Source organism: Bacteroides sp. 1001136B_160425_E2, from assembly GCF_015559655.1.
Classification (GTDB): Bacteria; Bacteroidota; Bacteroidia; order Bacteroidales; family Bacteroidaceae; genus Bacteroides; species Bacteroides luhongzhouii.
In genome coordinates, this window is the sequence record NZ_JADMQH010000015.1 from 55,169 (window position 1) to 69,369 (window position 14,201).

11 protein-coding genes, 5 tRNA genes and 1 pseudogene are annotated in these 14,201 nt (G+C 40.1%); 13 read left to right on the plus strand and 4 right to left on the minus strand.

What is annotated here, in order from left to right:
* Positions 1-116: 116 nt before the first annotated feature.
* Positions 117-734 (minus strand): superoxide dismutase, encoded by a 618-nt coding sequence (locus I2I04_RS15690; protein ID WP_008022648.1) that lies wholly within the window; start codon positions 732-734, stop codon positions 117-119.
* A 76-nt stretch (positions 735-810) separates the two neighbouring features.
* On the minus strand, positions 811-2,550 hold the full coding sequence (locus I2I04_RS15695) for an RHS repeat protein (RefSeq protein ID WP_195655410.1): 1,740 nt from the start codon (positions 2,548-2,550) through the stop codon (positions 811-813).
* Between the two features lie 146 nt (positions 2,551-2,696).
* Between I2I04_RS15695 and I2I04_RS15700 the strand changes: the two genes are divergently transcribed.
* Positions 2,697-5,009 carry an ATP-dependent helicase gene (locus I2I04_RS15700; RefSeq protein ID WP_195472794.1) on the plus strand — a complete coding sequence of 771 codons (2,313 nt, stop codon included), beginning with the start codon at positions 2,697-2,699 and terminating at the stop codon, positions 5,007-5,009.
* Positions 5,010-5,034: 25 nt separating this feature from the next.
* Positions 5,035-5,727 (plus strand): glycine zipper family protein, encoded by a 693-nt coding sequence (locus I2I04_RS15705; RefSeq protein WP_195655411.1) that lies wholly within the window; start codon positions 5,035-5,037, stop codon positions 5,725-5,727.
* Between the two features lie 104 nt (positions 5,728-5,831).
* Here I2I04_RS15705 and I2I04_RS15710 read toward each other — a convergent pair whose 3' ends face one another.
* A complete protein-coding gene (locus I2I04_RS15710; RefSeq protein WP_195472793.1) occupies positions 5,832-7,073 on the minus strand; it encodes an ATP-binding protein in 1,242 nt (413 codons plus the stop codon).
* 264 nt (positions 7,074-7,337) lie between these two features.
* On the opposite strand from I2I04_RS15710, the pseudogene I2I04_RS23290 reads away from it, so the two are divergent.
* The 5 genes and pseudogenes from I2I04_RS23290 to I2I04_RS15730 form a co-directional block, all read left to right on the plus strand.
* Positions 7,338-7,603: pseudogene (locus I2I04_RS23290) on the plus strand (PD-(D/E)XK nuclease domain-containing protein); the annotation flags it as partial.
* Positions 7,600-8,571, plus strand: coding sequence for an Rpn family recombination-promoting nuclease/putative transposase (locus I2I04_RS15715; protein ID WP_195655412.1), 972 nt, complete (start codon positions 7,600-7,602; stop codon positions 8,569-8,571). The pseudogene I2I04_RS23290 and the gene I2I04_RS15715, both read left to right, overlap by 4 nt.
* Positions 8,572-9,319: 748 nt before the next feature.
* The gene (locus I2I04_RS15720; RefSeq protein ID WP_195655413.1) at positions 9,320-10,369 is read left to right on the plus strand and encodes a transcriptional regulator; all 1,050 of its coding nucleotides are present in this window, start codon (positions 9,320-9,322) and stop codon (positions 10,367-10,369) included.
* A gap of 151 nt (positions 10,370-10,520) precedes the next feature.
* Complete coding sequence (locus I2I04_RS15725; protein WP_134985433.1) at positions 10,521-10,751, plus strand: NVEALA domain-containing protein; 231 nt, start codon at positions 10,521-10,523, stop codon at positions 10,749-10,751.
* On the plus strand, positions 10,720-11,688 hold the full coding sequence (locus I2I04_RS15730) for a BF3164 family lipoprotein (RefSeq protein ID WP_195472790.1): 969 nt from the start codon (positions 10,720-10,722) through the stop codon (positions 11,686-11,688). The genes I2I04_RS15725 and I2I04_RS15730 overlap by 32 nt, the downstream gene beginning before the upstream one ends.
* Before the next feature lie 19 nt (positions 11,689-11,707).
* Here the strand turns inward: I2I04_RS15730 and I2I04_RS15735 are convergent, their stop codons facing one another.
* Complete coding sequence (locus I2I04_RS15735; RefSeq protein WP_195472789.1) at positions 11,708-12,265, minus strand: NAD(P)H-dependent oxidoreductase; 558 nt, start codon at positions 12,263-12,265, stop codon at positions 11,708-11,710.
* A gap of 175 nt (positions 12,266-12,440) precedes the next feature.
* Here I2I04_RS15735 and nspC point away from each other — a divergent pair, with 175 nt between their 5' ends.
* From nspC to I2I04_RS15765, 6 genes are all read left to right on the plus strand, one after another.
* Positions 12,441-13,580 carry a carboxynorspermidine decarboxylase gene (nspC, locus tag I2I04_RS15740; RefSeq protein WP_195472787.1) on the plus strand — a complete coding sequence of 380 codons (1,140 nt, stop codon included), beginning with the start codon at positions 12,441-12,443 and terminating at the stop codon, positions 13,578-13,580.
* Between the two features lie 118 nt (positions 13,581-13,698).
* A tRNA-Gly gene (locus I2I04_RS15745) sits at positions 13,699-13,771 on the plus strand.
* A gap of 34 nt (positions 13,772-13,805) precedes the next feature.
* Positions 13,806-13,887, plus strand: a tRNA-Leu gene (locus I2I04_RS15750).
* 23 nt (positions 13,888-13,910) lie between these two features.
* A tRNA-Leu gene (locus tag I2I04_RS15755) sits at positions 13,911-13,994 on the plus strand.
* A 19-nt stretch (positions 13,995-14,013) separates the two neighbouring features.
* Positions 14,014-14,086 (plus strand) — tRNA-Gly (locus tag I2I04_RS15760).
* Positions 14,087-14,118: 32 nt separating this feature from the next.
* Positions 14,119-14,200, plus strand: a tRNA-Leu gene (locus tag I2I04_RS15765).
* Position 14,201: the final 1 nt, after the last annotated feature.

Sequence of the window (14,201 nt, forward strand, 5' to 3'; positions counted from 1 at the left end):
ATACAACTAATGCGTCTGATATACAATAAAAGTTTGTTTTTTTTAATCTGTAAAAAAGGTCGCTGTGAAAAACACAACGACCTTTTTCATAAGTCTAGTTTTGCTAGTAAATCCGATTACATTCTTTTTTCAACCACATCCCAGTCGATGATATCCCACAGGGCATTTACATGGTCGGCGCGGCGGTTCTGATAATCCAGATAATAGGAGTGTTCCCAAACGTCAAATCCGAGAAGCGGTTTCAAACCGGCACGTACCGGATTGCTGCCGTTGGCTTCTTTTGTGATTTTCAGTTTACCGTCTTTACCAACGGATAGCCAGGCCCATCCTGAGCCGAACAATCCGACTGCTGCAGCGTTGAATTCTTTCTTGAAGTTTTCAAAGCTACCGAAATCACGTTTGATGGCTTCTCCCAGTTTGCCTGCCGGCTCCTTCTTTGATGGTTTCGGGGCAAATTGCAGGAAGTACAGATTGTGATTCAATACTTGTCCGGCGTTATTGAATATAGCTCCATCCGGTGCGGTTGCAACGATTTCTTCTACCGTTTTACCTTCATATTCTGTTCCGGGCACGAGGCTATTCAGATTATTTACATACGTTTGTAGATGTTTTCCGTAATGGAAATCTATTGTTTGCTGACTGATTACAGGTTCCAACGCGTTGTTTGCGTAAGGAAGTTTAGGCATTTCGTAAGTCATGGTCATCATAATTAAAGACATTAATATTGTATTCATAATGTTACAAGTTTTAATTGGCTTGTTATACTATAAATAACAGAAGCCTTCTGCAAAATGTTCACAGCATCTTGCTTTATTTGTAAATGTACTGTATACGTTCCACCTCTTTCGGGTGATCACGGTTGGTCCGGCAGATCCATTGGCCCGTATTGTCATATTCATAATAAGAATTGCCGTCAATCCGGTTCCCGTATTTATCATACAGGCAAGTCAGGCATCCGGACGTTTTTTGGTTATTACCCAAAATCCGTTGGTAGACAATCTGTGACAGATAACCATATTTATCGTATTCATAAGCATCTTTTTGTGAAATAATCTGATCCGGAGAATTGGCAAAAAGCAAGTTCTGATGTTGGGATGAAATCAATCTTCCTTTATCATCATATTTGTTGGCGGTGTATGCCTGAAGTTCTCCGTTCTTATTATATTCTTTGGTTTCGGTCAATAATCCCTGTTTGTTGTAGGAGCTTATGACGACTCTTCCATCTGCATATTTGAGCGAATCACTCTCGATACTTCCATCGGTACCGATGCGGCGTGTCCGCCGGTAGAGATCCGTTTTGGTTTTCGGATTCGTTTGTACCTCAAAGATGCAGTGACCTTGCGGGTCGTATAATCTATTCGTCTGTATTTCATTGTCTGGCTGCCCGTTCTTCATGGTAAGTGCCAGGGTGGAGACGAGCTGTCCTTTATCGTCATACGAATAAGTGGTCGAAGTGGTCCCTGTGCTGTCGTTTTCCGCAGACTTTATCAGCCGCCCTCCATTATAATATTTCACGGAAGTAGGGGTGGATATGATTGTTTGCAGAATAAATGGTGCCCGCAGTGCGTTGGCCTGGTCGCGAAATTCCTTGTATCTGTGTGTACAAAGAAAATCCTGCAACATACTTAACGATTCGGAACTGACAATGGCAGGTTTTAAAAGTTCAAAATCAGCTTTTTCGCTAAGATATTCAAGGTCATCCAGGTGCGTACGTGCTGTGGAAGTCAGATAAGGTGATTGCTTATACTCGTCAATGGTCTGCCGGATAGCTGTTGCGTTTCCTTTCTCCCGGAGGCTGTCAATCCCTTGAAATAGAAAATCGTCGTATAACGTGCGGACTTCCGAAAGGAAGGGGCGTGTATCTTTATCAGTGAAGAATTTCTGCATGGCGGCATTATCAAAGAATGCCTTAAAATTCGCAGAGGTCGGATTACTCTTTACGATCTGATAAAGCCGTTTGTTCTCCGCAGTGTTGATTTGAGAGATAAACTTGCCGTTCGGATATTCCGAGGTATACGTTTGATAGATGTTCGGCGCAGGTGTTTTCAGCATCCCTTCCAGTAAGGCCAGTTCGCGGATGTCCCGCACCTTCTGCAAGAGGGCGGAGTCTGCCGTATAGCCGCTTGACTGGATGCTGTCCATCAATGTTTTGCTAAAGGGAATCTGCTCTTTCGATGCTTCCAGGATGGAGATAACAGCCTGTTCCGCTTTGCCTTGTATGTTGGAAAGCTGTATTTTCTCTTCTTCGCAGATATTCGGAAAATAAGCTTTCGCGGCCTTTTCGTAGCAGCCGAAATAGTTGGTGGCAGCTTGCTCACTTTGTCCGTTCCACAATCCGTTGAGAACATCCAACAATGCCAGTTCCTCAGCGTAATAGGTTTGCGTCTCGTCATCTATCTTATCACGGTTTTTCTGCCATTTGTCGGCGTCATTATCGTTCAGATACCTTAGCAGCTTTTCCAGACGGCTCTGCTTTTGTGCCATTGCCTGTGGAATGCAGGCAACCAGAAACAAACTCAAAATAATTGATAAAAATATACTCCTTTTCATTGCTTTTTGGGGTTAGGTTAAAATAGTTAGTGATGAAAATTCATAAAAATACCTTCATTCTCGAATGAATATTATACTTTTGTATTGAGAACAAATTTGAATGCCAAGGGTTTGTTAAAAATCCACATTGTTTTTATAATGCTGTTATGAATACCAATTATATAGATGAATTGAATGAGAGTCAGTGTGCTGCAGTGACTTATAATGACGGTCCTTCGCTGGTGATAGCCGGTGCAGGTTCGGGGAAGACGCGCGTGTTGACTTATAAAATCGCTTACTTGCTGGAACAGGAGAACGGATATAATCCGTGGAATATCCTTGCGCTGACCTTTACGAATAAGGCTGCGCGCGAGATGAAAGAGCGTATTGCCCGGCAGGTAGGTATGGAACGGGCACGTTATTTGTGGATGGGTACTTTTCATTCCATTTTCTCACGTATTCTTCGTGCTGAAGCACAATATATTGGATTTACTTCCCAGTTCACCATCTATGATACGGCTGATAGTAAGAGCCTGCTTCGTTCCATCATCAAAGAGATGGGGTTGGACGAGAAAACTTATAAGCCGGGAGTAGTGCAGGCACGCATCTCCAATGCAAAAAACCATTTGGTCACTCCTACGGGGTATGCAGCTAATAAAGAGGCTTACGAAGGAGATATGGCTGCCAAGATGCCTGCTATCCGTGATATCTATACCCGTTATTGGGACAGATGCCATCAGGCGGGAGCGATGGATTTTGATGATTTATTGGTATATACCTATATTCTGTTTCGTGACTTTCCGGAAGTGCTGGCACGCTATCGGGATCAGTTCCGTTATGTGCTGGTGGATGAGTATCAGGATACGAATTATGCGCAGCATAGCATTGTTCTGCAACTGACAAAGGAGAATCAACGTGTCTGTGTCGTGGGAGACGATGCGCAAAGTATTTATTCTTTCCGTGGGGCGGATATTGATAATATTCTCTATTTCACGAAAATCTACCCCAATACGAAAGTCTTTAAACTGGAACAGAATTACCGTTCCACACAAACCATTGTTTGTGCAGCCAATAGCCTGATTGAAAAGAACGAACGTCAGATACGGAAAGCCGTGTTCTCGGAGAAAGAAAAGGGCGAACCTATCGGCGTGTTCCAGGCGTATAGTGATGTGGAAGAGGGTGATATTGTGGCTAATAAGATTGCGGAGCTGCGGCGGGAGTTTCATTACGGATATGCTGAATTTGCCATTTTGTATCGTACGAATGCGCAAAGCCGTATTTTCGAAGAGGCTCTTCGGAAACGGAGTATGCCTTATAAGATATATGGGGGACTCTCGTTTTATCAACGGAAAGAAATAAAAGACGTGATTGCTTATTTCCGTTTGGTAGTGAATCCGAATGATGAAGAAGCATTCAAACGAATCATTAATTATCCGGCTCGTGGCATTGGAGATACTACGGTCGGGAAGATTATATCGGCGGCTACCAATCATGGCGTAAGTCTTTGGGCGGCAGTTTGCGAACCCTTGAGTTACGGACTGGATATAAATAAGGGAACTCATGCAAAACTACAGGGCTTTCGTAAACTGATAGAAGGTTTTATTGCTGATCAGGCGGATAAGAACGCTTATGCAATAGGAACGGATATTATCCGTCAGTCCGGTATTATCAATGATGTTTGTCAGGACACATCACCTGAGAATCTGAGTCGTAAAGAGAATATAGAAGAGTTGGTGAATGGAATGAACGACTTCTGCGCTTTGCGGCAGGAGGAGGGCAATCCGAATGTGTCTCTTACTGATTTCCTTTCGGAGATTGCATTGCTCACTGATCAGGACTCCGATAAGGCGGATGACGGAGAAAAGATAACGTTGATGACCGTTCATTCGGCTAAAGGATTGGAGTTTAAGAATGTATTTGTGGTCGGTCTGGAAGAAAATCTGTTTCCCAGCGGGATGGTAGGAGATTCTCCCCGGGCGCTGGAAGAAGAACGTCGCTTGTTCTATGTAGCTATTACCCGTGCGGAAGAACATTGTTATCTGTCTTTTGCCAAAACCCGTTTCCGTTACGGAAAGATGGAGTTTGGAAGTCCCAGCCGTTTTCTGCGTGATATTGATGTTGATTATTTGCGGTTGCCTCATGAAGCAGGAGTGAGCCGTGCTGTTGATGAAGGTGCGGGACGTTTCCGCGCTTCCTTACAGCAACGTCCGAAAGCGCAGATTATTGCTCCCAGTGTACCGAGAAATTTGAAGAAGGTAAGTGCTGTTGGTGGAAATAGCGGTGCGCAGATGGCGTCTTCCGGTTCGGCATCGGTAGCGGGAGTACAAGTCGGACAGATGATAGAGCACGAACGTTTCGGATTGGGCGAAGTGCTGAAAGTGGAAGGAACGGGAGACAATGCGAAAGCCACTATTCATTTTAAAAATGCGGGAGATAAACAACTATTGTTGCGTTTCGCTCGTTTTAAAGTGGTAGAATAAATAATAACACTAAATAGAGAGGCTCATGAAGAAACAACTAACAGTAATTTTGCTTTCCGCTTTGCTTTTGAGTGGATGTGCGTCGGGGCGTATGGGAAATCCGGGAGCTATCATGGCAGGTGCTTCTATCGGAGGTAGTCTGGGAGGTTCGATAGGCGGACTTATCGGAGATAATAATCATGGCTGGAGGGGCGGTTATCGTGGCTCTGCTATTGGAAATATTGTAGGAACCATTGCCGGTGCGGCTATTGGAAATGCGTTGACGGCACCGAGACAAGAACAGATAGAAGAGGATGCGTATGTTCCTGAAGTACGGGAAGTACGTGTGCAAAAGTATAAGAAGCATCCGCAAGTGCAGCCGCCTATTTCTCAACTGAAGTTGCGCAAGATCCGTTTCATTGATGATAATCGTAGCCATGTGATTGATGCGGGAGAAAATAGCAAGATCATTTTTGAGATTATGAATGAAGGAAGAAAGCCTGTCTATAATGTGGTTCCTGTGGTGGAAACGGTAGAAAAGGTGAAGCATCTCGGCATCTCTCCTTCGGTGATGATAGAGGAAATTCTTCCGGGTGAGGGTATCCGTTATACGGCTTCGATCCATGCCGGCGAAAGGTTGAAAGACGGTGAAGTGACATTCCGTGTCGCAGTGGCGGACGAGAATGGAGTGATTTGTGATTCGCAGGAATTTACCCTGCCTACACAGCGCAGAAACTAGAGCTAAAAGCCCGAAATGTCGGTTTAAATATAGTGACGGTATATGCCTTGGATAGTGACGCTATCCTGTGCATATACCGTCACTATGTTGGTGGGATAGCGTCACTATCTTAATAGCCATCTCCATATAGGAATTACATGTATTTTTTTGTTGTCGATAGTTATTTCCTCGGTTTCGTCATCAGTCAAAATTATTCCTTCGGTGAGATTGTAGGCATTAAGTGCGGAAATTAATCCATTTATTTCACGTTGCTTTGTTTTTTCATCTTTCATCGAACGGGTGACTTGGCAGGCAGATACAATATGTCCGTTTTCACGCATAATGAAGTCGCACTCTATTCCGTCATCATGATAATAAATATCTTTTCCCTGGCGCTTTATCTCTATGAAGACCAAGTTTTCAAGCAACTGTCCGATATTATCAGTAGCATTGAAACCCACTTTGCCAATAATTGCATTATCTATGAAATACACTTTCTTTTGGTTATTCATCTGTTTCTTTACAGACCAGTCGAACTTCATGACCTGAAATAGCAGATAAGTATTTTCAAGATATTCCAGATAGTTTTTGACCGTTTCCGTATGTTTGATACCTATCGTTTTTGCTAACGAACTGTACGAGAAACGTTTCGTAGCATTGCTGGCTAAGTAATAAACCATTTCCAGCAATTCTCTTTCACCATTCAGTTTGTTTCGTGTGACAACATCTTTATAAATGATATTTTCATAAAGAGTGGATAGATAATTGCCGTTCCGGTCTTTTATATAACGGGGAAAACCACCGGTTTTCAAGTATTCGTCAAAGTGTTTTTTTAGCATACTTTTTCCGGTAGTAGTATAAAAGTCCTTTTGTTGCGGATATGCTTCCTTTATTTTTAGAAATTCGGGAAATGAGAAAGGATATAATTCAATTTGACAATAGCGTCCGGTGAGGTGTGTGCCTAACTCCCTGCTTAACATATTGGCATTAGAGCCTGTAACAAATACCTTACATCCACTATCATGCAACCTCCTTACAAATCTTTCCCAACCGGGAATATTTTGTATCTCATCAAAATAAAATGTTTTTTGTTCTCCAAACAATTCGATGAAAGCTTCATATAAAGTTTGAAAATCATCGACTTTGAAGTTGATAAGCCGCTCATCATCAAAATTCATGTAAAAGTCTTGCTCTGACTGTTGCGAGCGTATTTGCTGTAAAAGAACAGATTTTCCACATCTTCTTATACCAGATATGACCAGCACTTCGGGATTGTTAACCAAACTCATGTCAATATCCCTTTCTATCATTTGGGATATGTCTTTTTCACGCTGGTCGAATATGATATGCTTTAATAATTCTTTCATGATAATTGAGCTTTTGATTGCAAAGATATAAAACTTCTCATTATAAACGAATGTAAAATGATAAAATTGCTCATTGTGAATGAATGAAAAGTGACAATACTTCTCGTTGGTAATGAATAATAGATAGCAGCTTTCATTTTCAATATAACAAATAGATAGGGGTAGTAATAACAAATTCGGACCTTATCTGTGTAAGATACACGTAAAAACGTTATCTTTGTTCATGTTTCAACTCATCATTAGATTGATTTGGAGAACAATTAGGAGAAGCACTATCAGACTATCTTCTATTTATTATTTCGTTTGATGGAGCAATATGTGGATGTAGAAGTCAAGAATGTTATTGGTAGGGCAGATGTGGTAATTAGGATGCCCGATGCAATTATCGTCGCAAGGTTGTTAAAGTTGGAGTGAATTTCGATAGTGCAACGCGGACTTTGGGACAGTGGAAGATAAATATTCTTAGTAGAAAGAATTTGAAGCATATATACTTGAAATCAAACATTTTCTGCTTACCTTTGTTAGCATGAAACAAGATAACGAGAAAGGAGACGAACTTATGCCGAGTAATTATATTCGTTTCGATTGGGCTATGAAACGCTTATTGCGTAATAAAGCCAATTTTGCAGTTCTTGAAGGTTTTCTAACTACTCTTTTGAATGAAAAGATAATCATTCGGAAGCTTTTGGAGAGTGAAAGCAATCAAGAAGATGAGTTTGATAAGTATAATCGTGTTGATATGCTTGCGGAGAACTCTAAAGGAGAACTTATTCTGATTGAAGTTCAGAATAACAATGAGTATGCTTATTTTCAACGTATGCTGTTTGGTACTTCAAAATTAGTAACCGAGTATATTAATCGTGGAGAAGGTTATGATAAGGTACGTAAAGTATATAGTGTCAATATTGTCTATTTTTCTTTGGGTAGTGGTAAAGATACCGTATATCACGGTAAAACAGAATTCCGGGGAATTCATCAAGGAGATATGCTTGAGTTGACTCCTTTTCAAAAACAAACTTTTAAAGTGGATACAGTAAGTCAACTTTATCCTGAATACTATATTTTGAAGGTCAATGATTTTAATCAGGTAGCTAAAAGTCCGTTGGAAGAATGGATCTATTATTTGAATACAGGTGATATTCCTGATAGTGCGACTGCTCCCGGTTTAACAGAAGCCCGTGAACGACTAAAACTTGACAAGATGACTAAAGCAGAGCTTGATGCTTACTATCGCCATTTGGATAATATTGTAATATTAAAAGATAATATATTCACTGAACGTGCAGAAGGGCGTGCAGAAGGGCGTGCAGAAGGACGTGCAGAAGGGCGTGTAGAGGGTCGTGTAGAGGGTCGTGTGGAGGGTCGTGTGGAAGGTATTAATGAAGGTCGTCTGGAAGAGAAAAGGGAAGCTGCAAGCAATATGAAGTCTCTGAATATTCCTCTTGATGTTATTTCGCAAGTCACAGGCTTGTCCATAGAAGAAATAAAGGCGTTGTAATAAACGTTTCTATATAATTGTTAGTATCCTATATCATCTTAGACATGATATAGGATTTTTTTATATATGGAAGTCTTGAAATGAGAACATACATAAAAATAGGATATTTTATGCGTTTCTCCTGCTTGAATTTAAGACAGAGTCTTGTATGCAAATAAATATGTGAGTAATTAGGGATTATGGAAACCTGTAGTGCTTTATTTTTGTGTTATTTGGATGCTTATTGTTTGCTATAGAGAAATTATTTGTGTATATTCGTTTGATTATTTGATAAGTACTTTCTTTTTGCTACATTTGATTAGAATGAAATAAAGTGTGAAATAGCTTAAAATATACCGATAAACTCGGGTCTCACTGATGAATGTATTGTTCCCCGGTGAGGAAGGAAGCGACGCACACCGGGCAACGAGTCGTTCCTCGGTGAGGAACAAAGCTTAGTTAGAGGTAAATAATTCGTTTCTTATCCCTTATTTATGTAATATTTAGTCTGAAAACGGTATATTCTTGCATTGATTTATGCATTTATTTCTCTCTTTGCTTCATTTTTACTTTAAAATTAAACAGGTAAATCTTAAAAATAGGACAGATGCTTTTACTATGGATGAAAAGGCTGATAACTTATTCTCTAACGCTCCTGCTAGAAAATTGCAGGAATATGTTTTTGGTAATATGGTATTATCTATCTAACTCATCGATTTATGTAAAAAATGTTATCTTTGTGCTTGAAAAGGACATAAAATGAAACACGATGAGAACTAAAAATATTATTCTGTTAGCTATTATTGCTTGTATTGGTGGAGTTGCATTCTTTTTTGCCTGCAAGTATATTTATGAATTTAAGTTATCTGCCCTTAAAGAGAAGGCGAAAAAAGCTTTTATTGAGGTAGTTGATCAGGAAGTGAAAAGTAGAGATTTACAAGTTCCTTTTTCTTTTTATTCAGACTCTAAGTTTTTGAATGTCGCAGATGTGCCAGATTCTGTCTTTTTGGAAGATGAGTTCGGTAAACATTACTATCGTTTGGATTCTCAAAAACATTATATGAATATAACTGATAATACCAACGTACGTGCCATGCATAGTTTTACGTTTGGAAAGAAGCCTCTTTTGCCTGATTCATTAAACGTGATCTGGAAAGAATATTTGTCGAAATCACATATCTTTAATAAGTCTGCTTTATGTATATCAACCACTGATGAACAAGGTAATACTAATTCTTTGAATACAGTTCAGAGTGAATGGGCTAATCCTTCAACCTTAATGTTTACGATTTATCTAGGTTATGCTTGTGAAATAGAAGTGAAGGGATATCTCTATTGTACTGTATGGAGTCTGATCCATATGGAGATTACACTATTTTTGTTGTTATGTATTATAAGTGTTTATATGACCTATAAGATTTGCATAGTAGCTTTAAAGAAAGTTTCAGCAATGCGACAAAAAGAAATTGTAGAAATACCAATTGTAAAGCTGGTAAAGGAAATCAATGGGACTCCTATACGCTCTTACGTTTTGCATGATAATATAATATTTTATGCTGAACAACAAAAGATAGAGAAAAATGGATATACCAAAAAAGTTTCGGCTCAATCTAGCCATTTGTTAGAGCTTTTTTTGCAAAGGAAGGAAGAAGGATATATTTTAAGTGATGATGATATAATGAAAAGATTGTGGCCAGATGGAAGCGGTGATATTTATAGAATTCATAAAGCTATAACTCGTTTACGTTCTATTATTTATGATTTTGATACTTCGATAGAAATAAAAAGAGGTGTAGAAACTTATCAATTGCTTCTTTGATGCAAACAAATTGTCTTCTCAAAAATGCTGATTTCATCGGTGTTTTTCCGTAAAAAAATAGCTGGTCCGATATGGTCCGCTATTTTTTTTTGCTATCTAATCCTTGTCCGCTACTTTTGGCTACATAATTAATCTTGTAAGTGAAAGTAATATGAAAAAATTAGTAACTATTTTCTTTGTATGTATTGTAGCGATCGTTGCTGTTAAAAATTTAGGTATTCATGATAAGCAAGTAAGTTCATTGCTTTTATATAACGTAGAAGCTTTAGCTGCTGGTGAAAGTGTGGGTAGTTGGAAATGTATAGGCGTAGGTTCTGTAGATTGCCCTGTATCTCATATTAAAGTTGAATATGTTTTTGGGGGATACAGTCTTGAGGAATAATGTAATCTTCTTGTTTCTTTTCTTTGTTTTTCTGTCTTGCAGTACAAAGTATAAGGAATATGGAGGAAATGTATCTTTTTATTCAGAGTTTCCACAAAAAAAAGAACTAAAAGGAGAAGTAATAGAGCTTGATACGGCTTTATTACGCTATCCGTTTAGGATACGAATCAAAGGAGATAAAGCCATTGTAATGGATTTACATGGTCTTGATCATAATGGACACTTATTCCAATATCCGAGCTTTCAGTATTTATCTTCTTTTGGCAAGCGTAGTGATTCACCTACGGGAATGTTATCAATGGAAAATTTTCGTTTGCAGGATCGTGGAGTCTGGACATTGGATGCCAATAAAAGTGAATTAACTAGGTTAGACTTTTCTTCATCCGGTGATTCACTGCTTCGTGACGAAACGGTAACATTGGATGAAGATATACTTCGACCACTTGATTTTGCTATATATAATGATTCAATGTTTATTATTCCTGATTATTCCGGTGAAAATCGTTTATGTCGAGTTGGTCGTAATGGGAGGCTTATAGATAAGATAGGGATTATTCCGACTATTGATGAAAAAGCATTGAAAAATGCTCGTCCAGCGTTAGCCCAAGCATGGAGGAGTTTCCTTGACTACAATCCTAACAATGGAATATTAGCGGCAGTTACCCAATTGGGAGAAGTCGTTGAAGTTTATAATTTGAAGGATAGTACTCATACTATTCGTATCGGTGAGCACGGTGAACCTGAATTCAAAGTATCAGATGGATATGGTATGCCAACAGGTATTGGGATTCGTTCCTTTTATGGTAGGTATGGAGAAAGAAGGCTTTTGGTTTCCATTGGCGGCAGGTACTATCGGAGGATTAATAATGTCTGTAATCGGGGTGTTTATTTTCCTGCCGATATTGACTTTGAAGAAGAAGTGTTTGGTGAAACCTAAAGCTACGCTTTTTACAGTCTTACCAATTGTTCCCTGCATTACTACTTCCAAGAAGCATCTCCACACGTTGTTTATACAGATTTGCTCCTTCAGCGATGTTCTTTCCCGCATCTGCAGTTCCCATTCCATAAACAACAATAGGAGTCTGCCACACCATACCTGAATGAATAGCACTGCCCTGATAAGGACGTAATAATTCGTCCGTTGTGAAACAGTTTCTTCCTCCGCTACGATAAGCATCGATTTCAGATCCGGTAGTTGTAACCACTGTCAGCGGTTTGCCGGCGACAGCCGGAGTCTTGGATAGGTAAGTAAAGACTTCATCCTGCCATTTTTTAAGTAATGACGGTGCAGCCATCCAGTGAAAAGGAAACTGATAGATGACAGCCGAAGCGTCGGAAATGATTTTGCTCCATTCGTCTACGTTGAAAGCAATGTCTGGCGATAATTCATAAAGGTTGAATACCGCTACTCCTTCAATGTCACCCACTGCATCAATTAATGCTTTGTTTGCTTGGGAATCCTTGATATTAGGGTGTGCCAGCAGAATCACTACTTTTCTTAAATCTTTATTCATATTCAATCAGGTATTTAGGATGATACAACTACTTATGATTATAAAGGTGTAAAAATAAGAAAAAGTTCGCGAAAACCAATATCTTAATTAAAAATAAAACAATCCCTCTTTGCTTTTGAATTTGTATTTTTGCATCCACGTTCGTAAGGCGTCAGTTCAGATAATAATTTTATATATGATAGATTTTAATCAGTTTCCTTCTCCTTGTTATATCATGGAAGAAGAACTTTTAAGAAAGAACCTGTGTTTGATAAAAAGCGTAGCCGACAGGGCGGGAGTGGAGATTATTCTTGCTTTTAAGTCATTTGCCATGTGGCGTTCTTTTCCTATATTTCGTGAATATATAGATCATTCTACGGCAAGTTCGGTGTATGAAGCCCGTCTGGCACTGGAAGAATTCGGCAGTAAGGCACATACATATTCTCCAGCTTATACGGAACAGGATTTCCCGGAAATAATGCGTTGTAGCAGTCATATCACTTTCAACTCAATGCGGCAGTTCGAGCGTTTCTATCCGATGGTGGTGGCAGAAGGAAGTGGCATTTCTTGTGGTATCCGTGTAAATCCTGAATACTCGGAGGTGGAAACAGAACTTTATAATCCATGTGCACCCGGTACACGTTTTGGGGTAACAGCCGATCTGTTGCCCGATGCATTGCCGCAGGGAATTGAAGGCTTCCATTGTCATTGTCACTGCGAATCTTCTTCCTATGAATTGGAACGTACATTGGAACATCTCGAAGCTAAATTTTCCCGTTGGTTTTCACAAATAAAGTGGTTGAATCTGGGGGGAGGACATCTGATGACTCGCAAAGACTATGATACCGAACATTTGATAACACTGTTGCAAGGATTAAAAGCACGCTATCCTCATCTGCGAATTATCCTGGAACCCGGCTCCGCCTTTACCTGGCAGACGGGAGTGCTGACTTCCGAAGTAGTGGATATTGTGGAAAGCCGTGGAATCAAGACGGCTATTTTGAATGTCAGTTTCACTTGTCACATGCCCGATTGTCTGGAGATGCCCTATCAGCCTGCCGTGCGTGGTGCGGAAATGGGAAACGAAGGAAAATATATTTATCGTCTCGGAGGCAATTCCTGTTTGAGCGGTGACTATATGGGATTGTGGAGTTTCGATCATCCTTTGCAGATCGGAGAACGTATTGTGTTCGAAGATATGATTCATTATACGATGGTCAAGACAAATATGTTTAACGGAATTCATCATCCTGCCATTGCTTTATGGACCAAAGAGGGGAAAGCCGAAACATACAAGCAATTTTCTTATGAAGATTATCGTGACCGAATGAGTTGATAATCAAAATGATTGTTTTGCGGTCGATGCAAAGTGAACAGATTTCTGTGAAAAAAGTATGCAGAATGTTTGCAGGTTTACGGAAAATCCCTACCTTTGCAACCGCAAACGAAAAAATGCGGAAATAGCTCAGTTGGTAGAGCATAACCTTGCCAAGGTTAGGGTCGCGAGTTCGAGTCTCGTTTTCCGCTCATGTTTCTTTGAAATGTTGGAACAATAATCTTTGCCCAGGTGGCGGAATTGGTAGACGCGCACGTTTCAGGTGCGTGTGTCGAGAGGCATGCAGGTTCGAGTCCTGTTCTGGGCACAAAGGTTAAACTTTAAAATTATGGAGAGGTGGCGGAATTGGTAGACGCGCTACTTTGAGGGGGTAGTGACAGTTATGTCGTGGGAGTTCGAGTCTCCTTCTCTTCACAGTTTATGAAAGTGAAATGCGGAAATAGCTCAGTTGGTAGAGCATAACCTTGCCAAGGTTAGGGTCGCGAGTTCGAGTCTCGTTTTCCGCTCTTGTTTCTTTGAAATAATGGAACTAAGTTTTGCCCAGGTGGCGGAATTGGTAGACGCGCACGTTTCAGGTGCGTGTGTCGAGAGGCATGCAGGTTCGAGTCCTGTTCTGGGCAC

Coding starts and splice junctions, on each gene's coding strand:
- nspC (WP_195472787.1), top strand. CDS start 12,441: ATGATAGATTTTAATCAGTTTCCTTCTCCTTGTTATATCATGGAAGAA.
- I2I04_RS15735 (WP_195472789.1), bottom strand. CDS start 12,265: ATGAATAAAGATTTAAGAAAAGTAGTGATTCTGCTGGCACACCCTAAT.
- I2I04_RS15730 (WP_195472790.1), top strand. CDS start 10,720: ATGTTTTTGGGGGATACAGTCTTGAGGAATAATGTAATCTTCTTGTTT.
- I2I04_RS15715 (WP_195655412.1), top strand. CDS start 7,600: ATGAAACAAGATAACGAGAAAGGAGACGAACTTATGCCGAGTAATTAT.
- I2I04_RS15710 (WP_195472793.1), bottom strand. CDS start 7,073: ATGAAAGAATTATTAAAGCATATCATATTCGACCAGCGTGAAAAAGAC.
- I2I04_RS15690 (WP_008022648.1), bottom strand. CDS start 734: ATGAATACAATATTAATGTCTTTAATTATGATGACCATGACTTACGAA.
- I2I04_RS15705 (WP_195655411.1), top strand. CDS start 5,035: ATGAAGAAACAACTAACAGTAATTTTGCTTTCCGCTTTGCTTTTGAGT.
- I2I04_RS15700 (WP_195472794.1), top strand. CDS start 2,697: ATGAATACCAATTATATAGATGAATTGAATGAGAGTCAGTGTGCTGCA.
- I2I04_RS15725 (WP_134985433.1), top strand. CDS start 10,521: ATGAAAAAATTAGTAACTATTTTCTTTGTATGTATTGTAGCGATCGTT.
- I2I04_RS15720 (WP_195655413.1), top strand. CDS start 9,320: ATGAGAACTAAAAATATTATTCTGTTAGCTATTATTGCTTGTATTGGT.
- I2I04_RS15695 (WP_195655410.1), bottom strand. CDS start 2,550: ATGAAAAGGAGTATATTTTTATCAATTATTTTGAGTTTGTTTCTGGTT.